This is a genomic window from Streptomyces sp. NPDC101191 (genome assembly GCF_044767915.1).
Lineage (GTDB): Bacteria > Actinomycetota > Actinomycetes > Streptomycetales > Streptomycetaceae > Streptomyces.
The window spans coordinates 553205-575384 of the sequence record NZ_JBIWOU010000005.1 but is presented as its reverse complement, the minus strand read 5'-3'; the positions used below and the strand labels follow the sequence as shown (position 1 = coordinate 575384).

Genomic DNA, 22180 nt, shown 5'->3' with positions numbered 1-22180 from the left:
GGGCTCCGGGTCACGCGCGGGGCCGGGTCAGAGGTTGACGCCGAAGTCGCGGGCGATGCCCTCCAGGCCGGAGGCGTAGCCCTGGCCGACGGCGCGGAACTTCCACTCGGCGCCGTTGCGGTAGAGCTCGCCGAAGACCATGGCGGTCTCAACGGCGGCGTCCTCCGACAGGTCGTAGCGGGCGATCTCGGCGCCGCCGGCCTGGTTCACGATGCGGATGTACGCGTTGCGGACCTGGCCGAAGTTCTGCGAGCGGTTCACCGCGTCGTAGATGGAGACCGGGAAGACGATCTTGTCGACGCCGGCCGGGAGGCCCGCCAGGTTGACGTTGATCTGCTCGTCGTCGCCGCCGCCCTCGCCGGTGCGGTTGTCACCGGTGTGGACGATGGTCTGGTCCGGGGTGGACTTGTTGTTGAAGAAGACGAAGTGCCCGTCGGAGACGACCTTGCCCGCGGCGTCGACGCCGATGGCGGAGGCGTCGAGGTCGAAGTCGGTGCCCGTGGTCGTACGGACGTCCCAGCCGAGGCCCACGGTGACGGCCGTGAGGCCCGGAGCCTCCTTGGTCAGCGAGACGTTGCCGCCCTTGGAGAGGCTTACAGCCATGGGAAGTCCCTTTCCTCGTGGTGCCACGCGGTGGTCGTGCCGGTGATCGTGTCTGGAAGAACGCGAACGGAGGCCCGGTGGTTCCCGGGCGAAAACAGGGTGACGCATCGACCGGCCTCCGGGGAACATGGATGACATGTCCGGTCCGTATCCCATCCGCGGCTCCGTCTCGCTTCCCGAGGCCGAGCTCCACTGGCGTTTCTCGCGGTCGTCCGGGCCGGGCGGGCAGCACGTCAACACCAGCGACTCGCAGGTGGAGCTGCGCTTCGACCTGGCGGCGACGGAGGCCCTGCCGGAGGTGTGGAAGGCGCGCGCCCTGGAACGCCTGGCCACGCGCCTGGTGAACGGTGTCGTCACCGTCCGCGCCTCGGAGCACCGCTCCCAGTGGCGCAATCGCGAGACGGCCGCCGTGCGCATGGCAGCCCTGCTCGCCGAGGCGACCGCCCCGCCGCCGAAGCCGCGGCGCGCGACGAAGATCCCGCGCGGGATCAACGAACGGCGGCTGCGGGAGAAGAAGCAGCGTGCCGACACCAAGCGCGGCCGCCAGGGCCGCGACTGGGGCTGAGCGGGCACGGCCCCGGGCCGGGGCCGGTGCGGGCGTCAGGCCAGGGTGCGGTAGCGCCCGCGGAAGTAGGTGAGCGGGCCGCCCTCCGAGGAGGGGAGGGTCGTGGCGAGGACACGGCCGACGACCAGGGTGTGGTCCCCGGCGACCACGCGGCTCTCGGTGCGGCATTCGAGCGTGGCGAGCGCGCCGCCCATCAGGGGCGCGTTGCTGTGCGGGCCGCGGGTGTACGGCACGTCGGCGAAGAGCAGCCGGTCGCTGACGCGGCCCTTCATCGCGAAGCGGCCGGCGATGTGCCGCTGGCTCTCGGAGAGCAGCGAGACCGCCCACACGGGCACCTCGGCGAGCAGGTCGTCCATGCGGGAGTCGTTGCGCAGGCTGACCAGGACCAGGGGCGGGTCCAGCGAGACCGAGAGGAAGGCGGTGGCCGTCATGCCGACGTCCTCGCCGTGCGGGCCCTCGTCCGGGTCGTGCGCCGTCACCAGGACGACGCCCGCCGCCAGACGGGCCATCGCGGCCTTGAACTCGTCGTTGCTCACTCCCTCAGCATGAGGGATCGCCAGGTCGTGGGCGGTGGGCGGGGCGGCGGGCTGGGTGAGGGTCTTCTGCAGCACCCTCGCACGCTAGTCCGGACGGCGGGCCCCCTGCATCGGGCCCCGGGACCAGCCGGACTTCCCCCGCCGGTCCTAGGACCCCCTTCCCCCGCCGGTCCCGCGCTGTTCACGTGCCGTTCGTCAACCCCTGCGACCGCTTGTGACTTGAGTCACAGAGCGCAGTATTTGTTGACCCTGTGTACCGGGTGCACAGCTCGCTGTGATTCAGTGGCGGGGACAGTGCACCACGAAGCCGATGAAGCCGATGAGAACCCAGGAGTCAGCTGTCGAGGTCTCGGGGAGAGCGAGCGATGGAGACCGAGTCGGAGCCGTACGTCCGTCTTGCGACCCTGCGGCAGCTGCATCAGGTCGTGGCGGACCTCAACACCGCCCGCAGCCTGGCGGACACCCTGCAGGCCGTCGCCGACGGCATCGTCGCGGGGCTCAACTATGAGCTGGCCTGCGTCAATCTCGTACGCCCCGACGGCGATCTGGTCGTCGCCGCCTTCGCCGGCAGCCCCGCCGCCGAGGCCCTGATCACCGGCCGGGTCGGCTCCCGCGCCTCCTGGGACCGCCGCCTTTCCATGGGCGAGTCCTGGGGCGACCTGCGGTTCATCCCGCACACCGAGGGCTGGGTGCTCATCGAGGACGACGTCCCGCAGTGGCACACGGAAGGCCCGGCCCCCCGCTTCGAGGACGAGTGGCACCCCCACGACCGCCTCTACGCGCCGATGTACTCCCCCAGGCTCGGCTCCGGCCGCCCGGGGGGATCCGCGTCCGGCTCCGGCCGCGAGCTGCTCGGCGTCATCTCCGTCGACCGCCCGCGCAACGGGCGCCACCCGGGCCCCTGGGGCCGTGAGGCGCTCCAGATGTACGCCTCGCAGTCCGCCATCGCGATCAGCAACGCCCGGCTGCGGTCCAACATGCAGCGCGCCCTGGTCCGCCTGGAGCGCGAGCAGCAGGCGCTGCGCGCCAGCGAGGAGTCCTTCCGGCAGGCCTTCGAGTACGCGCCGTCCGGAATGGCCATCGCCGAGATGGGCGGCGACCAGCACGGCCGGCTGCTCCGCACGAACGACGCCCTGTGCCGGCTGCTCGGCCGCCCGGCCTCCGTGATGCGGCGCTATTCGTTCGCCGACCTCGTCCACCCCGAGGACATAGGCACCCTGCTCCGCACCTCCGCCGAGGGCGGCCGCGCCGAGCTGCGCCTCGGCCGCCGCGACGGCACGTACGTCTGGGTCTCCCTGCGCAATTCCGTCGTCGCCGACACCGCCGACGGCCCCCGCTTCCTCCTCACCCACGTCGAGGACATCGAGGAGCGCAAGCGGCACGAGCTCCAGCTCGCCCACCGCGCCTCGCACGACGCGCTGACCGGCCTCCCCAACAGCGCCGAGCTCCGGTCCCGGCTCTCCGCCCGGATCTGCGAGCGCCCCTTCGCCGCCACCGCGGGGGACCCGGTGGCCGCCCCCGCCGACGGCTTCGAGTCGCCGTACGACTACGAGCAGGAGCACGGCTTCGGCTTCTCGCCGGTCGGCGGCGGTGCCGGACCGTACGACCACCACGTCCACATCGTGGCCCCCACCGGGGGCGAGACCGACGACGGCACGAAGGGCCTCGCGGTCCTCTTCTGCGACCTCGACGGCTTCAAGTCGATCAACGACCGCTTCGGGCACCACACCGGCGACGCCGTGCTCATCGAGGTGGCCCGCCGCCTCACCACGGGCGTCCGGGACGGGGACACGGTCGCCCGGCTCGGCGGTGACGAGTTCGTCGTCCTCGCCGACGGTCTGGGCGCCGCCGACGCCGCCGACCTCGCCCTCCGGCTGCGGAACGCGATCATCCCGCCGATCCGGGTCGACGGGCGGGCGGTGCGCGTCGGGGCCAGTTTCGGCATCGGCTGGGCCGAGTGCGGCATGACCGTCGAAGAGGTCCTGAACAGCGCCGACCAGCGGATGTACATCGAGAAGCGGTCCCGTTCCAAGGTGCACCGGCGGGCCGGGTAGCCGGACCGGGCAGGGGCGTTCACCGGTCGTACACACATCGCCGAACCGTCGGCAGGGCCGTTCGAGGTAGGCTCGGCCGGTCGGCGACGGCTGGCGAGCAGGCAAGAAGGAGTGACCCGGATGGCTGCCGGTAACGACGGCGCGAAGACGCCCGAGGACGACGATCCGTTCGGCTACCTGTACGCGGACGGACAGGCAGCGGGTGCCCAGCCGCCCCAGGGCGGCGGCTACGGCTACCCGGGTCCGGCGGCGCAGCCGGGCGTTCCCCGCACCTCGTACAACCAGGTCCGCACGGTCGGCGAGCGGCAGTACGGCGGCCACGCCGCCCAGGGCCAGGTCCCGCACCAGCAGGGCTACGGCCAGCCGCACCCCCAGTACGCGGCGCCCGAGACCTACAACGGCGGCGCCCCCACCCGGCCCGTGCCCCCGGCGCCGGCGCAGCGCGGCGGCGGCCCCAACACCAGGGGCCTGCTCATCGGCGCCGTGGCGGTCGTCGCGGTGGTCGTGATCGGCATCACGGCGGCGGTGATCAGCAACACCGGCGACGAGAACGACTCGGCGGGCTCGGGCGGTACCCCGACGGGCACCTCCACCCAGGTCTCCGAGTCCCCGTCGACCGACCCCAGCCAGTCCGCGCAGCCCCCGCAGGAGCTGCCGAAGCAGGACGCGGCGACGCTGAAGCTGGGCGGCTCGGCGGCCCTCGCCAAGGACATCAAGGGCGCGGAGGGCGCGGACGGCGCGTACGTGACCGGGTTCAACGCGATCGGGTCCTCGGTGACCTGGCAGGCGGACGTGGCGCAGGCCGGCAGCTACCGGCTGTACGTGCGCTACGCGATCCCGGCGGCGGACGGCAACGCCACGCTGACGGTCAACGACAAGGCCAACAGCAACCCGATAGGCCTGAAGAACTTCATCGGCTCGTCGGACCCGAACCTGGAGAAGAACTGGCAGACCACCTGGGCGCCGGTCACTCTCAAGCAGGGCATGAACACGATCAAGCTGTCGTGCGAGCAGGGCAACCAGTGCAACGCGGTCTTCGACTGGCTGGAGATCCGCACCGGGAGCTGATCCGCCGGCCCCGGCCGTGAGCCGTGACGGGCCCCGGAGGCGTGCGCCTCCGGGGCCCGCGGCGTTCCCGGAGCGTCCCGGGACGGCCGTGAGCGTTCCGGCCGTCGCGGCTTGCAGGGCGTCGAGCGTGGGTCGATGGGGCCGGGGGCGCGGTTCGGGAGTACGTGCGCGGGCCGTCGCGGGCGCGCCGGGCGCTCACGTGGTCGGGCGCGGCTCGGGCGCCTACGCGGCCGTGGCCGGTTCGTGGACCGTGACGCGGGGGAGCAGGGCCTCGTACGCCGTCGCGTCGAACTCGCCGGCGACCGGGGAGAGCACCGTGGCCGCCGAGAGGGCGACGGCGTGGGCCAGGCGGGTGGGCCAGTCGGCGCCGTCGACGAGTCCGGCGAGGAGCGCGGCGACGGCGGAGTCGCCCGCGCCGGTCGGGTTGCCCTTCACGGGGGCGGGCGGGGCGGCCTGCCAGAGTCCGTCCGGGGTGGCCGCGAGGAGGCCGTCGGGGCCGAGGGACGTGACGACCGCGTGGGCGCCGCGGCGGCGGGCGTCGCGGGTGGCGCGGTGGGGCTCGCGGGAGCCGGTGAGCTGGGCGAGCTCCTCGGCGTTGGGCTTCACCAGGTCGGGGCGGGCGGCGATGCCGCGGCGCAGCGGCTCGCCGCTGGTGTCCAGGAGGACGGGGACGCCGGCGGCGCGGGCGAGCCGGACGAGTTCGGCGTACGCGCCGACGTGGATGCCCGGCGGCAGGCTGCCGCACAGGGCCACGGCCCGTGCCCCGGCGAGGAGTTCGGTGAAGCGGCCGGTGAACGCGGTCCACTCGGCGGGGGTGATGGCGGGCCCGGGCTCGTTGAGCTGGGTGGTGTCGCCGCTCGCGGCGTCGACGACGGCGACCGTGCGGCGGGTGGCGCCCGAGGTCGGCACCAGGGCGTCGTGGACCGGCTGTCCGGCGGTCGTCCGGGCGAGCAGTGTGCGCAGGGTCTCGCCGGTGGCGCCGCCGGCGAAGCCGGTGACGACCGTCTCGTGGCCGAGGGCGCCGAGCACCCGGGCGACGTTGAGGCCCTTGCCGCCGGGGCGTTCGATGACCTGGGTGACCCGGTGTGAGGCGTGCGGGACGAGCGCGGGGACGCGGTACGTGAGGTCCAGCGCCGTGTTGAGGGTGACCGTGAGGATCACCGGACCCACCCCCGTCTTCTCTGTCACCGGCTGTCAGCGCCCTGATCATGCCAAAGAGAAGGCGGTTGGCCCAGACCCCGGGACCAACCGCCGTGCGCCACCGTGCGGCAACGTGTGCCGAAATCAGCCCACTTGCGGCTCAACCACCCAGGCGCCCTTGCGCATCACGCCCTTGAGCTCGAAGTCCGCGTCGAGGACGACGAGATCGGCGTCCTTGCCGGGCTCCAGCGAGCCGACCCGGTCGTACACGCCGAGCAGTCTGGCCGGGTTGGCGGAGATGGCCTGGACGATCGACTCCACCGGCAGTCCGTCGACGGTGGCCGCGCGCTTGAACGCCCGGTCGAGGGTGAGCGTCGAGCCGGCGATCGAGCCGCCCTCGACGAGCCGCGCCACGCTGTCCTTCACCTCGACCTCCAGCGGGCCGAGCATGTAGCGCCCGTCGCCGAAACCGGCCGCGTCCATCGCGTCGGTGATGAAGGCGACCCGCTCCGGTCCCGCGTGATGGAACGCCAGCTCCAGTGCGGCCGGGTGGAGGTGGGTGCCGTCGTTGATGAGCTCGACGGTGATCCGCTCGTCCTCCAGCAGCGCGGCGATCGGGCCGGGCGCGCGGTGCCCGAGGCCGGGCATCGCGTTGTAGAGGTGGGTGGCGACGGTGGCGCCCGCGTCGATGGCGGCCCGTGTCTGCTCGTACGTCGCGTCCGTGTGCCCGATCGCGGCGATGACGCCGTGCTCGGCGAGCAGCCGTACGGAGTCGATGCCCCCGGGCAGCTCGGTCGCGAGGGTGACCATGCGGGCCTGTCCGCGCGCCGCGTCGACCAGCTTGCGCACGTCCGCCGGGTCGGGGTCGCGCAGCAGCGTCTCGTCGTGGGCGCCCTTGCGGCACGGGGAGATGAACGGGCCCTCGAAGTGGATGCCGGCGATGTCGCCCTGCTCGGCGAGCTCGGCGACCAGGCTCGCTCGGCGGGCGAGGAAGTCCATGTCACCGGTGACGAAGGAGGCGACGACGGTGGTCGTGCCGTGCAGCCGGTGGGTCCGGACGCCGGTGAGGATCTCGTCGACGGTGCCGGAGGTGAAGGAGGCGCCGCCGCCGCCGTGGTTGTGCATGTCGACGAAGCCGGGCACGACCCAGTGGCCGGAGAGGTCGAGCGCGGGGGCGTCCTGCGCCGCGCTGCCGGCGATACGGCCGTTCTCGACGATCACTCGTCCGTTCTCGACGATCCCGGTCGGCAGCACCACGCGGGCCCCGGTGAGAACTGTGGAAACGGCCATCAGGCGGATACCTCCGAGTCGGTGGGGCGGTCGGTCGGCTGCTCGTCGGTCGGCCGCCCGTCGGCGAGCAGGTCCCAGGCGAGGAGGCCCGCGCCCAGGCATCCGGCGGTGTCCCCGAGGGCCGCCGGGACGATGGCGGGCAGCTTCTGGAACGTGACGCGCTCCTCCACGGCGGCCCTCAGGGGTGTGAACAAGGTTTCCCCGGCCTCGGCGAGACCGCCACCGATGATGAGCGTGCGGGGGTCCAGCAGGGTGAGCGCGGTGACCAGCCCGTCGGCGAGCGCGTCGACCGCCCCCTGCCAGACGCGTGCGGCCCGGGGGTCGCCGGACTCGACGGCCTTGGCGCAGTCGGCGGCGTCGGCCTCGGGGTCGCCGGAGGCGTCGGCCCAGGCGAGGGAGACGGCGGAGGCGGAGGCGTACCGCTCCAGGCAGCCGCGCTGGCCGCAGCCGCACGCGGTGCCGCCCGGGCGGACGACGATGTGGCCGATCTCGCCGGCGTAGCCGTGCGCGCCGGCCTCGATCGCGGAGCCGATGCCGATGGCGCCGGCGATGCCGGTGCCGAGCGGCACGAAGAGGAAGCGGTCGGCACCGTTGCCGGCGCCGATCCGGCCCTCGGCGAGGCCGCCGGTGCGCACGTCGTGTCCGAGGGCGACGGGGATGCCGCCGAGGCGCTCGCTGAGCAGCGCGCGCATCGGGACGTCGCGCCAGCCGAGGTTGGCGGCGTAGACGGCGATGCCGTTCTCGGCGTCGACGATGCCGGGCACGGCGACGCCGGCGGCCGCGGCGGGCTCGCCGTACCGCTCCTGCCCGAGGGCGCGCAGCTCCTCGGCGAACCCGAGGATCGTCTCGACGACGGCCTCGGGCCCCCGGTCGCGGCCGGTGGCCCGCCGGGCCTCGTGGAGCAGGGTGCCGTCCGTCCCGACGAGGGCGGCCTTCATACCGGTGCCGCCCACATCGAGGGCGATGACGTGTCTCACGGGGACAGTCTGGCGCGAGATCCCCCGAAAGGTCTAGTCCACTGTGGAGGATTGTTGCGGTCGGATACAAATTCACGCCCGCCCGGCCCGCCCCGCGGCTCGGTGACCGGGACCCGTCCGCCCGGCACGAGGGTCGCACTCCGGGCCGGGTTCCGGGGTGGGTTCCGGGGTGGGGCGGGGGTAGGGCGGAGGTGGGTTCGGGGGCCTGGAGGGGGTGCCGACGGGGTGGCCGCGGGGCGGGTCGGGTGGCCTCGCCTGGTCCAGACCAGCAGGAAAATACGGAAGGTTCTGCCAGAAATGCGGAGCCGGATGCCGCCCCGCAGGCCAATGCGTTGCCGAAGCGATATGCGAGTGGTGTAGACCTCCGGTGAGCAGACGGGAGAAACTTGCGGCCGACCAAAACCTCGACGACGAGCAAAGGGTGGATTACGGCTGTGCAGCGGCGACGATTCCTTGGACTGGCCGCGGCGGCCACCGCTCTTGGTCTGACCGCCGGCCTCTCCGGCTGCGGCACGCTGAGCGGTGACGGCGGTGACGTCACCCTGAAGCTGGTGGCGGCCGACTACGACCTCACCGGCGGCGACTCCACCAAGAAGTACTGGGCCGGCCTCGTCGCGGCCTTCGAGGCGAAGAACCCCGGCGTGAAGGTCCAGGTCCAGATCGAGTCCTGGAACGACGTCGACAGCAAGGTCGCCGAGCTCGTCAAGGCCGGCCAGGCCCCCGACATCGCCCAGATCGGCGCCTACGCCGACTACGCGGCCGCCGGCGACCTCTACTCCGCCGACGAGATGCTCTCCATACCGGTCCAGGCCAACTTCCTGGCCCCGCTCGTCGACGCCGGCGAGTACAAGCGCACCCAGTACGGCCTGCCCTTCGTCGCCTCCACCCGGCTGCTCTTCTTCAACCGGGGCCTGTTCGACCGGGCCGGCATCGACGAGCCCCCCACCACCTGGGACGAGCTCGCGGCCGCCGCCGGGAAGCTCAAGAAGAAGGGCGTCGCGTACCCCTTCGCGCTGCCGCTCGGTCCCGAGGAGGCCCAGGCCGAGACGCTGATGTGGCTGCTCAGCGGTGGTGGCGGCTACACCGACGACACCGGCCGCTACCGGATCGACTCCGAGGCGAACATCCGCACCCTCGACTGGCTGCGGAAGAACCTCGTCGCCGAGGGCCTCACCGGCCCCGTCGCCCCGGGCGAGCTCAACCGCAAGGAGGCCTTCGCCGCCTTCACCCGCGGAGAGGTCGGCATGCTCAACGGGCACCCGTCCCTGATGCAGGAGGCCGAGAAGAAGGGCATCAAGGTCGGCAAGGTCGCCCTGCCCGGCGCCGACGGCAAGGCCAGGGCCACCATGGGCGTCGCCGACTGGATCATGGGCTTCAAGCAGAACGGGCACCGCAAGGAGGTCGGCGCCTTCCTCGACTTCGTCTTCAGCGACGAGAACGTGCTGAAGTTCGCCGGCGACAACGACCTGCTGCCCGCCACCGTCACCGCCTCCGCCGCCATGCAGTCCGCACCCGAGCACGCGAGCCTCCGCGAGTTCCTGGAGGCGCTGCCCGACTCCCAGCTGCCGCCCGTGGGCAAGACCTCCTGGGCGCAGGTCAGCGGTCGCGTGAAGAAGGACATCGGCAAGGCGGTCCGGCCGGACGCCAAGCCCTCCGAGATCCTCGGCCGGATCGCCCGGGAGGCGACGGCGGCGGAGAGCGCGGAATAAGTTGGTCTGTATGACCACCGAATCCGGCGAGCTGGGCGAGCGCGAGCGGGCCGTCCTGGCCATGGAGCGGCGCTCCTGGCCGGGACCCGGCGCGAAGGAGCGGGCCGTACGCGAACAGCTCGGCCTCTCCGCCACCCGTTACTACCAGCTGCTCAACGCCCTCCTCGACGACCCGAGGGCCCTCGTGCACGACCCGGTGACGGTCAACCGCCTGCGCCGGGTCAGGGCCGAGAGGGAAGCGCGCCGCTGAGACGGGGCGGCCGCCGGAACCGGTGCCGTGAGGCGGTGGCGCTGACGCGGACGCGATCCCTCGGTAGGGTCGTGGACATGGTCAGCCGCCTTCCGCACCCGGCCACCACCGCCGGCCGAGACGGTCTGGACGCGCTCCTCGCGCGCCCGGAGCAGGCCGTCGTCGCCCTCGACTTCGACGGGACGCTCGCCGAGATCGTCCCGGACCCGGAGCAGGCCCGCGCCCATCCCGGCGCCGTGCCCGCCCTGGCCGCCCTCGCCCCGCACGTGGCCTCCGTGGCCGTGATCACCGGCCGCCCGGCCGGGGTGGCAGTCCGCTACGGAGGCTTCGCCGGCGTCCCCGGCCTGGAGCACCTGGTCGTCCTCGGCCACTACGGCGCCGAACGCTGGGACGCCGTCTCCGGCACCGTCCACGCCGCCGCCCCGCACCCGGGCGTCGCCTCGGTCCGCGCCGAGCTGCCCGGCTTCCTGGACCGCGTCGGGGCCTGGCCCGGCACGTGGATCGAGGAGAAGGGCCGCGCGGTCGCCGTCCACACCCGCCGCGCTGCGGACCCCCAGGGCGCCTTCGAGGCCCTGAAGGGCCCCCTCGCCGACCTGGCCACCCACCACGGCCTGGTCCTCGAACCGGGCCGGATGGTCCTGGAACTCCGGCCCCCCGGCATGGACAAGGGCGTCGCCCTCGCCGACTACGTCCGCGAGATCGGCGCCGGCTCCGTCCTCTACGCCGGCGACGACCTGGGCGACCTGCCGGCCTACGCCGCCGTCGAGAAGCTCCGCTCCGACGGCACCCCCGGCCTCCTCGTCTGCTCCGCCGCCGCCTCGGAGGCCGTCCCCGGCCTCGCCGACCGCGCCGACCTCACGGTCCCGGGGCCGGCGGCGGTGGTGGACTTCCTGGCGGGTCTGGCGGAGGAGCTGGACCGGAGGGCGGATCAGGGGGCGTAGAAGCCCTGGATGTCGGCTACGAGGTCGACGCTGCCGCTGTGGTTGTAGAGCGTGACCTTGCCGTCGACGACGGGTACGACGACCAGGGTGGACACGGTCTGCCCGGCGGCCACGTTGAGGTTCGACGTGTTCGGCCGGGTGGTCCCGTACGGATAGACGCTGACGTACGTGCCGTTGGTGGCGTTGGTCGCCGTCACGTTCATGACGACCGCCGTCACCCCGGTGGCCGGCACCCCGTTCCGTCCGGCGACGGTGAGGGTGAGCGTCTTGCCGCCGCCCAGCTTGGCCTTCGGGGCGCCGATCGCGGCGCGGGTGTCGAGGGAGCGGGAGGGGGCGAGGGGCTGGAAGAGCGAGCCGAGGTGGTCGTTGCGGTAGTAGCCGACGACATCGGCGATCACGTCGGCCGCGCCGAACCGGTTGAGGAGGGCCAGGGAGTCGTCGTACAGCGGGACGACCACCAGGTTGGAGGCGGTCTGCCCGGCCGCCACCTGCACGTGCGACTGCGCGTAGGTGCCGATGTAGGGGGTGCCGTACGCCGAGACGAACGTGGCCGCCGAAGGGTTCGTGACGGTCAGCTGGAGCACCACGGCCGTGACGCCCGTCTTCGGCACCCCGCCGCGCCCGAGGACCGGAGCCCACCCGAGCATGCCTGCCTCCAGCCGGCCCTTCGCGACGCCGAGCCCGATCCGGGAGTCCACGATCCGGGCCGGCTTGAGGGGCTCGAAGAGCGTGCCCGAGCCGGCTGTGTAGTAGCCGGTCACATCGGCGACGAGGTCGACGCTGCCGGCGTGGTTGTAGAGGGTGACCTTGCCGTCCTTGACCGGGACGACGACCATCCCGGCCACGACCCGGCCCGCGGGTACGTTGAGGTTGGAGGCGTTGGGGCGGGCGGTGCCGTACGGGTGGACCGTGACGAACGTCGAGGCGCTCGGGTTGACCGCGGTCACGTTCAGTGCGACGGCCGTGACGTCGGTCGCCGGTACCTGCCCCTGCCCGGTGACCTGGAGCGTGATCGAGCCGCCGGGGCCGACCTTGCCCTTGTGCGCGCCGAGGCCGCTGCGCGTGTCGAGGATCCGGACCGGATCATTCGTGGTCCCCGACACGCCTGCGAACCGGCTGGAGGCGAGCGAGGCACCGCCGACCAGGGTCACGGTGCCGGACTCCTGGACGGCGGGGCCGATGCCGTCGGCGGGCGGAGCGGTGAGCGTCCATGTGTACGCACCGTTCGCCAGCAGGGTGCCGGCCCTGTCACGCCCCTTCCAGAAGACCTCCAGCTTCCCGCGTATCTCCGTTCCGGCAGCCAGCTCGCTGACCTGGCCCGTCCGGTTGTCGCGGGCCGTCAGGGTCCAGGAGCCCACCGGCTTGCTGTACCGACGGGTGAGGAGTTGCCACGCGCCGGTGGAGGCGGCGTCGACGTACGTCGACGCCGTTCCGTCCAGCACCGCCAGCGGCTGTGCGGGGATGCCCGTCGCCACGACGTGCACCTGCTGCTCGGCGTCGACGTAGGCGAGATGGCCGCCGAACTTGTCGACGCTCCAGCGGACATGGCGCTGGGAGACGCCGGTGTCGGGCAGTGCGCCCACGACTCGGCTCGCCGGACCGTCGGCGGCGGCGCCGGTGAGGACGAGCTCTCCGGCGGTCTTGTCGTGGGTGACGACGTAGCCGTCGCCGAGCAGGGCCTCGCCGGACGGCACGGACCGCGACGACTTCGCCGTACGGTCGTAGACGCCGGCCGGTCCGTTCGCGCCGCAGGACCAGTACAGCCAGCGGGCGGTCACCTGGAGTTCCGCGGGGACGCAGGGGGCACCGGTGTTCACGGTCTCGACCGCCTGGCCGGTCTTCAGGTCCTTGGCGGCCAGGGTCCCGTTCTCTCCGGTCGCGCTCCACAGCAAGGTGTTCCACAGGGCGGCGGCGACGGGTGCGCGCGTTTCGAGGATCCCGCCGCCGATCGACCGGATCGTCTGCGTGCCGGGCGTGGCCGACGTGCCGGGGACGGTGTGGACCAGGTAGCGGGAGGAGACGGCGTCGATCCTGCCGCCGGCGGGCAGGTACAGGTCGGAGAAATCGTAGTCCCCGGAACCGTTGACGTAGTAGCGCCAGTTCGTGTCGTCCGCGCTCACCCGGCGGACGAACCGTCCGTCCCCGAGTGCCATGTACGCGGCGCAGGCGGGGTCGTCGTCCTCGCACGGGTCCATCGCGATGCCGGTGAGCTCCGACCGGATCCCGTACGCCGGGGTGCCGGAGAGGCTGATGTCCCGGACGTACTCGAAGGCCGAGTGGTCGCTGTCGTCGAGGACGGAGAGGCGGCCTTGGGCCAGGGCGATGCCTCGGATCTTCGCGGGGTTGGGCAGCGGCTTCACCATCGTCACCACGGGCTTCCCCGAGGCGTCGGCGGCGACGCGGCGGACGCCCCAGTCGACGGCGTCGGAGCCGCCGACGACCGCGGCGGTGCCGTCCGGTCCGGCGGCCACCCCGTTGGACACCTTGGCGAGCAGGGTGACGGCGGGACCGCCTGCGATCGGCTTGGCGTCGAGAGAGCTGCTCGACGACACGTAGACGAGCCAGTCGCCGACGATGGCGAACTGGTCCTTGGAGGTGCCGTTCGCCTGGTAGTTGTCCACGGTGACCTCGGTGAGCGGAGCCGAGAGGTCGCTTCGCGAGGCCACCAGAACCTTGTGGTCGGTGCTGTCGGAGCTGTACAGCGCGATGTGGTCGGGAGACAGCTTCGCCCTGGCGAACGTGCTGGGGACAGGCGCGGTGAGCGTCTCGACGCGTCCCGTCTCGGTGGAGGCGATGCCGTACCGCCGCTTCTCGTCCTGGACCCGCGTCGTGGTGAGGATGCCCGACCGGTCGCCGGCGAGGGCCCCGCCCGCGAAGGTGTCGTCCGGGCCGGTCACGGGAAGGTCCCGGACGGTTCCGTCGGGGCGGAGGGACAGCAGGTGCCACGCGCCGGTCGTGTACGTTCCGTCCGGCTGGGGGATCCTCTCGTAGGCGACCACCGTGGAGTCGTGGACCGAGTACGCCTTCAGCCCCTCGGGGAGCTTCAGGTGGCGCGAGGTGCCGTCTGCGGCGCGCAGTTCGACCTCGCCCTCACGAAAGAGCGCCAGGGTGTCGGCGCCCGTGCCGAGGATGGTCGTCCCGGCTTCGTTCGACAGGGGGACCGGGGTGCTGCGGCCGTCCGCGTACCGGGTCCACAGGACCTGCCGGTCCGCTCCCTGGTAGTGGAAGACGCCCTCGGCTCCTGCGGCGTCCGCCCGGTAGTACCGCGACTGGGCGGTCAGATAGGGCGATGCGCTGATCGCGGACGACCTGCGGGCCGCCGGCACGACGACCTCTCCCGCCCCCGGCTCCTCCGCCGTCGCCGTCACCGCCAGTGGTGTCAGGACGCCGCCCACCGTTAGTGCGATGGCCGTCGCGGCGACGGATGCGCTCCGTGCCCAGGTGTGACGAAACACCAGGAAATCCCTCCCCAGAGACCCTGCCGTGCCCCCCACCGCAGGTGGACCGGAGGGTAACAGCAGGAAGAGGCGCCCCGGTCCGCCGGGGCGCCTCTTTTTGAACAGGGTCGGTCAGGCAAGGACCCTGCTACGGGGCCGGGTTGAGCACGCTGATCGTCAGGTCGTCGCCCGCGTCACCCGTGACCGTGACCTTCACGCCGTGGCCCGCGACCCGCACGCTGGCCTGGGGGGCCGTGGCGTCGTAGTACGCGTCGGGGTCGGTGTCGTCGAAGACCGGGATACCCGGGACCGAGGGGGCGCAGGCCGCCTTCGTCTCGACGGTCTTGTTGCCGCCCTTGCCGACCAGGACCTCCTTGTGGAGGCAGGTCGCGTCGGTGGGCTCCAGGCCGAAGGTGGCGTCGAAGGGCTGGCGCCGGTTCGTCGGGGCCGTGCCGTCGTCGTAGCGGAACGGGGCCGGGCGGGCGTCCACGGCCATCGCCGAGCCGCCGCCCGGGTGGGCGCTGACGTTGTTGTCGTCGTAGGAGCGGTCCACGTACCAGACCAGCATGCCGTTCTGGAAGCGGAAGAACTCCACCCAGTCCGGGGCGGTGATGCCCTTGCTGAACTGGTATGGGCCCTCGGCGAGGAGCGCGTCGGCGCCGACGTACTCGCGGTTCTCCAGCAGGTAGTAGCGCGTGGAGGTGGCGGTCTCGGTGCCGGTCGAGATCTTCCAGCGGCCCTGCGCCGTCCAGCCGTTCGCGCCCTGCTCGACGTCGTCCGCCGCCAGGGTCGTCCCGCCGGCGGTCAGCGTGACGTCGTCGACGAACGCGCCCGCGAAGTGGACGCCGCCGTCCGACTGGTAGCGGAAGCGGAAGAGGGAGGGCTTGCCCGCGGAGTCGTACGAGTAGCGCAGCGTCGTCCACTTGCCGGCCGAGGAGCCGGAGACGGCCGCGCCGGCCCGGGCCCAGGTGGCGCCGTTGTCGAGGGAGTACTCGGCGAAGAGGTAGTCGAAGTCGGCCTCGATCTCGTACCAGGCGCTCGCCTTGACGGTGACCTTGGGGGCGGCCGGGACGGTACGGGTGAGGGACTGGTTCAGCCCGTCGGCCGAGCCCGTCCACCAGGCGTGCGTGCCCGAGGGCGGTGTCGCGTACGTCGTGCTGCTCGTCTTGTCCGGGAGCGCCACGCGGACGGCCTGCGCCTTGCCGGCGACCTGGAGCGCGGCCGGGCTCAGCGTGTACGAGCCGGTGGCGCCGAGCGGCGCGTCGGCGACGTCGAGCCAGCCGAGGAAGAGCTTCTCCTCGGCGCCCATCAGGCCGGGGTGGGTGCCGATGCCCTCGCCGGCGGCGGCACCGTGGCCGAGCCAGGAGCCGGAGCTCATCAGGGTCCAGAAGGCGGTGGAGTTCTCGCCGCCGTCGGTGTCGTAGTAGTCCGGCAGTCCGAGGTCGTGGCCGAACTCGTGGCAGAAGACGCCGAGTCCGCCGTTCTCGCCCTCGGTGGTGTAGTCGCCGAACCAGTACTTCGACTGGCCGATGCGGGCGCCGCCCGCCTTGTTCTGCGTGCCGGAGACGTCCGGGCCGGTGAGGCCGAAGTCGTCGCCGTTGACGTACCAGCGGTGCGACCAGATGGCGTCCTCGCCCTGGGCGCCGCCGCCCGCGTCCTCGCCCATGCCGGCGTGGACGGCCTGGAAGTGGTCGATGTAGCCGTCGGGCTCGTCGAAGTTCCCGTCGTGGTCCCAGTCGTTGCGGTCCCAGACGTCGAACTGGGCGAGGTAGGCGTCGATCTCGGCCGGGCTCTTGCCCGCCGCGAGCTGCGCGTTCCACCAGGCGTCGCCGGTGTCCTGGACGAAGGCCCAGGAGCCGCCGGTGTCCTCGACGGCGTTGTCGCCGTACCGGGAGGCGTTGTACGGGACCTTGACCCAGTCCTCGACGGTGTTGCTCACCGAGTAGCGGCCGCCCGACAGTTTCTCGTAGAAGGTCCGCATCGACTCGCCGGAGCCGTTGAACAGGTCCTCGTAGTGGGCCTTCGAGAAGTCGGCGGTCCAGGCGTTGGAGTTGTCCAGGGTCCGGTCCGGCTGCGGGATCCGGTTGTGCAGCGGGCCGGGGACGCTGCCGTACTTGCCGAGGCTCTGGTCGCCGAACTCGGAGAGGATCGTGAGGATCTTCTCCTGGCGTACGGCGGTCGTGGTCGTCGTCTCGGCGAACTTGCCGGGCGCGACCTCGACGACGCCGCGGGCGTTCGCCTTCGCCTTGCCCTTGGCGACCAGGTCGATCGCCTTCTCGCGCAGCTCGCTGCGCTGCTTGGTGAGCGGTCCGGGGCGGTTGTCCGCGCGGGGCGCCGTGGTGGCGCCGGTGCCGCCGTCCCGGGATTCCTGCGCGGCGGCCGGGGTGAGGCCGGCGGCGAGGAGTGCGGTGAGCGCCGACCCGATAGTCATGCCCACGACAATCTTTTTCACGTGGTGCGATCCCTTCGCTCGCATGCGTAGGACGCATGGTGCGCATGGTTCCGTTGTGGGTGAACGGATCGCCTGGGGGAACGATCGGCGCAGAGTCTGGCACGAAAGACCCGCCCGCGAGGAGGGGTCTATCCGGTAGATCTTCCGTCAGAGGGCCCGCAGTGCTTCCAGCTGGTCCAGGAACCAGCGCTGGGGCGGGAGTGCCGTCGCCGCCGCCGCGAGGCGCTTCGTGCGGTCGGCGCGTTCCGGGGCCGGCATCGAGAGGGCCTCGTGCAGCGCCTCGGCGGTGCCCGTCACGTCGTACGGGTTCACGGTGAGGGCGTCGGCGCGCAGCTCCTCGTACGCGCCCGCCTCCCGGGACAGCACCAGGGCGCAGCCCGCGTCGGAGACCACCGGGATCTCCTTGGCGACCAGGTTCATGCCGTCGCGCACCGGGTTGACCAGGGCGACGTCGGCCATCCGGTACGCGGCGAGGGAGCGGGTGAAGTCGTCCTGGACGGAGACCAGGACGGGCCGCCAGTCCGGCGTGCCGAACTCCTCGTTGATCCGCTCCGCGAGCTCGCCCACCGAGGCCGTGTACGCGCGGTAGACCTCCAGGTCCTGCCGGGAGGGGTAGGCGGAGGCGAGGTGGACGACCCGGCCGCGCCACTCGGGGCGGGTGGTCAGCAGCTCCCGGTAGGCGAGCAGGCCGCGCAGGATGTTCTTGGACAGCTCGGTGCGGTCGACGCGGACGATCGTCTTCCGGTCGCCGACCTCGGCCCGCAGTGCCGCGAGGCGTTCGTCGACCTCGGGGCGGTGGGCGAGCGCGCGCAGCTCCTCGGCGTCCACGCCGAGCGGGTGCACCGCGACGCGCGTGGCGTCGGCGGCCCGCTCGACCAGCGGGTCGGCGAGGAAGGCGGACGCCCAGGCCCGGGTGTGGAAGCCGACCTCGTCGGCGCCGAGCATGCCCTCGACCAGCTCGTGGTGCACGTCGTCCGGGAGCATCCCCAGGTACTGCGGCGAGGCCCACGGCGTGTGCGTGAAGTGTGCGATCCGCAGGTCGGGGCGCAGCGTCCGCAGCTGCCCGGGCACCAGCGCCAGGTGGTAGTCCTGCACGAGCACCGCCGCGCCCTCGTCGGCCGCTTCGGCGAGGGCCTCGGCGAAGGCGCGGTTGTAGGCGCGGTACGACTCCCAGCGGCGGCGGAAGGCCGCGTCGAAGACGGGCTCGCGCGGGATGTCGTACAGATGGTGGTGGAGGAACCACAGCACCGAGTTCGCGATGCCGTTGTACGCGTCGGCGTACACCTCCGGGTCGATGTCCAGCATCCGGACGCCCGGCTCGGCCACCCCGCGCCGCACCGCCTCGCGGTCGGCGTCGCTCAGGGCCGCGCACACCCAGAGCCCGTCCTCCGCAGCGCCCTCCGACGCGACGGCGCTGAGACCCGAGACGAGCCCGCCGCCGCCCCGCCGGGTCTCCAGGGCGCCGTCGTCACGCACGGTGTAGGAGACCGGGCCGCGGTTCGATGCCACGAGGACAGAAGCCATATGGCGAACCTAGCCCGTCCGGTAAACGCTCAAACGTGCGGATTCGAGACGTACGGATTCGCGCCAGACGGGCCCGGCGGGGGCGGGTGGGGCCGGATCAGGGCCTGGTGCGGCGCGCGGGTCGGCGCGCCCGGGGCGCGGTCGCCGGTCAGGGCTCCGTGCGGCTGCTCTCCGTGCGGCTCCTGATCGCCGCCCTGGCCACCACGCCCGTCGCCGCCAGCGCGAGCCCCAGCCCGCCGAGCAGCCACACGCGCTCGCCCGTATGCGCCGTCACCCCACCTTGGCCGTCGCCGTTCGGACCGGCATTCGGACCGGCGTGCGGACCGGCGTGCGGGCCGCTGTTCGGGGCGGCCGGGGCGCGCTGCGAGGACGGGGGTACGGACGGGGCCGACGGGGACGGCTTCGGGTCCGGGGCGGGGCCGGGCCGGCCGGGTGTCGCGGAGCCGACGGCGGCCGGGTTCCCGGCCAGGGCGTCACCCGCGTGCGTGGTCTCATGGGCGGCCCGCGGGGCCCACGCGGCCCCGCCCGGGACGGCCCCGCCCGGGACGGCGGCGGCCGCGGCGGCCCCGGTGAGCGTCAGCGCTCCGGCCGCCATGCCGAGCGTCGCCAACAGGATTCCCGTTTCAGGTCTGAACCGCATGAAACGGAAATCTAGTCAGAAATGATCATTATCCGGTGTTACGCCACGCGGCGCTCCGCGTACTCCGCGATCTCCACCATCGGGGGCCGCTCCTCCGTGTCCACCGCGTACGTGTGCGGCGTGAAGCCGTCCTCGCCGCGCTCGAACTGCGTGAGCCGCGGCCGCACCAGGTGCCCCCGTGACAGGCGCAGCTGGGCCGTCCGGTAGATCGCCGCCGCCATCCGGCCGAGCGCCAGGCCGTCCTGGTGCCGGTGCTTGCGCACCCCCACGTCCACCTGGGCGAGCGCGTCCAGGCCGACCGTGTGCAGCGCGTCCACGAGGAGGCCCAGCTCCACTCCGTAACCGACCGGGAAGGGGAGCCGCTCCAGCAGCGAGCGGCGGGCCGCGTACTCGCCGCCCAGCGGCTGGACGAATCCGGCGAGCCGCGGCCAGTGCAGATTGAGCAGCGGCCGGGCCACCAGCTCCGTCACGCGGCCGCCCTGGCCGGGGGGCCTCCCCGAGGTGAGCCCGTCGAACTCGGCGCCGAGCGGGCGGTCGTACATGGCCTTCACGAAGTCGACGTCCGGATCGGTGAGCAGCGGCCCCACGATCCCGGTGACGAAGTCCGCCGAGAAGTCCCGCAGGTCCGCGTCCACGAAGCAGACGACGTCCCCGCTCGTCACCATCAGTGACCGCCACAGGACTTCGCCCTTGCCCGGCACCGCCGGTATGCGGGGCAGGATCTCGTCGCGCGCCACCACCCGCGCGCCGGCCGCCGCGGCCACCTCCGCCGTACGGTCGGTCGAGCCCGAGTCGATCACCACCAGCTCGTCCACCAGCGGCACCGCCGGGGTCATCAGCTCGTGGCGGATGACGGAGACGATCGCGCCGACCGTCGCCTCCTCGTTCAGCGCGGGCAGGACGACGCTGACCTTCGTCCCCCGCTTGGCGGCGAGGATCCGCTCCAGCGGACGGTCGGCCACGGACCAGGACCGCCGGGTCAGCCAGCGCTCCACTTCTTCCAGCAACGTGATCTCCATCTCGCGGATCGGACGACCGTCTCCACCTCGGAAGCCTTCGGTTACAGTCTTGAACAACGCGGATGCCCGATGCATGTCGGGGTGCCGACCGCGTCTCACAATCGAATACCGCTCATCCAGAGGGGCAGAGGGAAACGGCCCGTTGAAGCCCCGGCAACCCTCCAGTCGGTTACTCGCCCACCCGTCTCACGGTCACCACCCCAGGTGGAGTCCTGACGGGCGCAGCTTTCAGCGCGAGGCTCCCGGCTAGGGAAGGTGCCAAATCCGTCTCATGGCGAAATGCGTCATGAGGAAGATGAGGAGAAAGGGCCTCGCCTCCATGGCTGTACAGACCGTCGCACCCGGAACCACCGTCGATCTCGGTCCCGCTTCCGGACTCTCCTGTCGCGAATGCGGTGAATCCTTCCCGCTCGGCCCGATCTTTGCCTGTGAGCTCTGTTTCGGTCCGCTCGAGGTCGCCTACGACCTGCCCACCGGTGACCCCGAGGCCCTGCGCAAGCAGATCGAGGCCGGCCCCGCCAACATCTGGCGCTACGCCCCGCTGCTGCCCGTCCCGGCCGACGTCGCCGAGAAGCCCAACCTGAACCCCGGGTGGACCAAGCTCGTCCAGGCCGACAACCTCGCCCGCGAGATCGGCGTCGAGCCCGGCAGGCTCTTCGTCAAGGACGACTCCGGCAACCCGACCCACTCCTTCAAGGACCGGGTCGTCGCGCAGGCCATCGAGGCCGCCCGCGCCTTCGGCTTCACCACCCTGTCCTGCTCGTCCACCGGCAACCTGGCCGGCGCCGTCGGCGCCGCCGCCGCCCGGGCCGGCTTCCGCTCCTGCGTGTTCATCCCGCACGACCTGGAGCAGGGCAAGGTCGTCATGGCCGGTGTCTACGGCGGCGACCTGGTGGCCATCGAGGGCAACTACGACGACGTCAACCGCTTCTGCTCGGAGCTCATCGGCGACCCGCTCGGCGAGGGCTGGGGCTTCGTGAACGTCAACCTCCGCCCGTACTACGGCGAGGGCTCGAAGACGCTCGCGTACGAGATCTGCGAGCAGCTCGGCTGGGTCATCCCGGACCAGCTCGTCATCCCGATCGCCTCCGGCTCGCAGCTCACGAAGATCGACAAGGGTCTGCAGGAGCTCATCAAGCTGGGCCTGGTCGAGGACAAGCCGTACAAGATCTTCGGCGCCCAGGCCGAGGGCTGCTCCCCGGTCTCCGCCGCCTTCAAGGCCGGTCACGACGTGGTCCGCCCGCAGAAGCCGAACACCATCGCCAAGTCGCTGGCGATCGGCAACCCGGCCGACGGCCCCTACGTGCTCGACATCGCCCGCCGCACCGGCGGTGCCGTGGAGGACGTGAACGACGAGCAGGTCGTCGACGCCATCAAGATCCTCGCCCGCACCGAGGGCATCTTCGCCGAGACCGCGGGCGGCGTGACCGTCGGCGTGACGAGGAAGCTCGTCGAGAACGGTCTGATCGACCCCACGCTGACGACGGTGGTCCTCAACACCGGCGACGGCCTCAAGACCCTGGACGCCGTGGCCGAGACCTCGCAGGCGACCGCCACGATCCGCCCGAGCCTGGACGCGTTCCGCGACGCGGGCCTGGCCCACTGAAACCGAGAGGTACGAAGACAGCCATGGCCGTGAACGTCCGCATCCCCACCATCCTCCGCACCTACACCGGCGGGCAGTCCGAGGTGCCCGCCGAGGGCGGGACCCTCGCCGAGGTCATCGCCGACCTGGAGAAGAACCACACGGGCATCGCGGCCCGCGTCCTGGACGACCAGGGCAAGCTGCGCCGCTTCGTCAACGTGTACGTGAACGACGACGACGTGCGCTTCGAGCAGGGCCTGGAGACCGCGACGCCGGACGGCGCGGGCGTCTCCATCATCCCGGCCGTCGCCGGCGGCTGACCGTCGCGCACCGTGCCGGCGGCCGCAGGGCCGTACTCACGGGTATCCGCAATACCTGAATTGCCCCTTC

The 22180-nt window shown here is 72.5% G+C and carries 18 protein-coding genes and 1 riboswitch; of the genes, 8 read left to right on the top strand and 10 right to left on the bottom strand.

Annotated elements, in window-relative coordinates; all coding sequences use genetic code 11:
• Positions 1 to 27: 27 nt before the first annotated feature.
• Positions 28 to 603 (bottom strand): TerD family protein, encoded by a 576-nt coding sequence (locus ACIRQF_RS22460; RefSeq protein ID WP_265867343.1) that lies wholly within the window; start codon positions 601 to 603, stop codon positions 28 to 30.
• Between the two features lie 127 nt (positions 604 to 730).
• On the opposite strand from ACIRQF_RS22460, the gene arfB reads away from it, so the two are divergent.
• On the top strand, positions 731 to 1168 hold the full coding sequence (gene arfB / locus ACIRQF_RS22455; RefSeq protein ID WP_376632815.1) for an alternative ribosome rescue aminoacyl-tRNA hydrolase ArfB: 438 nt from the start codon (positions 731 to 733) through the stop codon (positions 1166 to 1168).
• 35 nt (positions 1169 to 1203) lie between these two features.
• On the opposite strand, the gene ACIRQF_RS22450 is transcribed toward arfB, so the two are convergent.
• Complete coding sequence (locus tag ACIRQF_RS22450; protein WP_389751124.1) at positions 1204 to 1779, bottom strand: flavin reductase family protein; 576 nt, start codon at positions 1777 to 1779, stop codon at positions 1204 to 1206.
• Positions 1780 to 2069: 290 nt separating this feature from the next.
• On the opposite strand from ACIRQF_RS22450, the gene cdgB reads away from it, so the two are divergent.
• Both cdgB and ACIRQF_RS22440 read left to right on the top strand, forming a co-directional pair.
• Positions 2070 to 3758, top strand: a complete 1689-nt coding sequence (gene cdgB, locus ACIRQF_RS22445) for a diguanylate cyclase CdgB (RefSeq protein WP_382479345.1) — start codon at positions 2070 to 2072, stop codon at positions 3756 to 3758.
• Between the two features lie 120 nt (positions 3759 to 3878).
• Positions 3879 to 4826, top strand: coding sequence for a CBM35 domain-containing protein (locus ACIRQF_RS22440; protein ID WP_376632821.1), 948 nt, complete (start codon positions 3879 to 3881; stop codon positions 4824 to 4826).
• Between the two features lie 222 nt (positions 4827 to 5048).
• Here ACIRQF_RS22440 and ACIRQF_RS22435 read toward each other — a convergent pair whose 3' ends face one another.
• The 3 genes from ACIRQF_RS22435 to ACIRQF_RS22425 all read right to left on the bottom strand — a co-directional run bounded on the left by ACIRQF_RS22435 (position 5049) and on the right by ACIRQF_RS22425 (position 8233).
• Entirely contained in the window at positions 5049 to 5987 is a 939-nt protein-coding gene (locus ACIRQF_RS22435; protein WP_382479434.1) for a 1-phosphofructokinase family hexose kinase, read from the bottom strand.
• Between the two features lie 123 nt (positions 5988 to 6110).
• Complete coding sequence (nagA, locus tag ACIRQF_RS22430) at positions 6111 to 7256, bottom strand: N-acetylglucosamine-6-phosphate deacetylase (protein ID WP_376632823.1); 1146 nt, start codon at positions 7254 to 7256, stop codon at positions 6111 to 6113.
• Positions 7256 to 8233 carry an ROK family protein gene (locus ACIRQF_RS22425; RefSeq protein WP_376632825.1) on the bottom strand — a complete coding sequence of 326 codons (978 nt, stop codon included), beginning with the start codon at positions 8231 to 8233 and terminating at the stop codon, positions 7256 to 7258. Before ACIRQF_RS22425 ends, nagA begins: the two co-directional genes overlap by 1 nt.
• A gap of 425 nt (positions 8234 to 8658) precedes the next feature.
• Here ACIRQF_RS22425 and ACIRQF_RS22420 point away from each other — a divergent pair, with 425 nt between their 5' ends.
• The 3 genes from ACIRQF_RS22420 to otsB all read left to right on the top strand — a co-directional run bounded on the left by ACIRQF_RS22420 (position 8659) and on the right by otsB (position 11133).
• A complete protein-coding gene (locus tag ACIRQF_RS22420; protein WP_404094568.1) occupies positions 8659 to 9942 on the top strand; it encodes an extracellular solute-binding protein in 1284 nt (427 codons plus the stop codon).
• Between the two features lie 10 nt (positions 9943 to 9952).
• On the top strand, positions 9953 to 10192 hold the full coding sequence (locus ACIRQF_RS22415; RefSeq protein WP_376632826.1) for a DUF3263 domain-containing protein: 240 nt from the start codon (positions 9953 to 9955) through the stop codon (positions 10190 to 10192).
• 77 nt (positions 10193 to 10269) lie between these two features.
• Positions 10270 to 11133: a trehalose-phosphatase gene (gene otsB, locus ACIRQF_RS22410; RefSeq protein WP_382479342.1), complete on the top strand. Its 864-nt coding sequence runs from the start codon at positions 10270 to 10272 to the stop codon at positions 11131 to 11133.
• On the opposite strand, the gene ACIRQF_RS22405 is transcribed toward otsB, so the two are convergent.
• The 5 genes from ACIRQF_RS22405 to ACIRQF_RS22385 form a co-directional block, all read right to left on the bottom strand.
• Positions 11121 to 14588, bottom strand: coding sequence for a hypothetical protein (locus ACIRQF_RS22405; RefSeq protein ID WP_404094375.1), 3468 nt, complete (start codon positions 14586 to 14588; stop codon positions 11121 to 11123). The two genes, otsB and ACIRQF_RS22405, sit on opposite strands and share 13 nt — an antisense overlap.
• Before the next feature lie 130 nt (positions 14589 to 14718).
• Positions 14719 to 17001 (bottom strand): immune inhibitor A domain-containing protein, encoded by a 2283-nt coding sequence (locus tag ACIRQF_RS22400; protein ID WP_404094373.1) that lies wholly within the window; start codon positions 16999 to 17001, stop codon positions 14719 to 14721.
• Positions 17002 to 17169: 168 nt separating this feature from the next.
• Positions 17170 to 18546: a trehalose-6-phosphate synthase gene (locus tag ACIRQF_RS22395; RefSeq protein ID WP_404094370.1), complete on the bottom strand. Its 1377-nt coding sequence runs from the start codon at positions 18544 to 18546 to the stop codon at positions 17170 to 17172.
• A gap of 148 nt (positions 18547 to 18694) precedes the next feature.
• Entirely contained in the window at positions 18695 to 19186 is a 492-nt protein-coding gene (locus ACIRQF_RS22390) for a hypothetical protein (RefSeq protein ID WP_404094368.1), read from the bottom strand.
• 38 nt (positions 19187 to 19224) lie between these two features.
• Positions 19225 to 20193: a glucosyl-3-phosphoglycerate synthase gene (locus ACIRQF_RS22385; protein WP_376633240.1), complete on the bottom strand. Its 969-nt coding sequence runs from the start codon at positions 20191 to 20193 to the stop codon at positions 19225 to 19227.
• Between the two features lie 121 nt (positions 20194 to 20314).
• A riboswitch (SAM riboswitch) is annotated at positions 20315 to 20507 on the top strand.
• Between ACIRQF_RS22385 and thrC the strand changes: the two genes are divergently transcribed.
• Both thrC and ACIRQF_RS22375 read left to right on the top strand, forming a co-directional pair.
• The gene (gene thrC, locus ACIRQF_RS22380; RefSeq protein WP_376633242.1) at positions 20501 to 21811 is read left to right on the top strand and encodes a threonine synthase; all 1311 of its coding nucleotides are present in this window, start codon (positions 20501 to 20503) and stop codon (positions 21809 to 21811) included. Its footprint overlaps the riboswitch before it by 7 nt.
• Before the next feature lie 23 nt (positions 21812 to 21834).
• Positions 21835 to 22110: a MoaD/ThiS family protein gene (locus ACIRQF_RS22375; RefSeq protein WP_376632838.1), complete on the top strand. Its 276-nt coding sequence runs from the start codon at positions 21835 to 21837 to the stop codon at positions 22108 to 22110.
• Positions 22111 to 22180 lie beyond the last annotated feature (70 nt).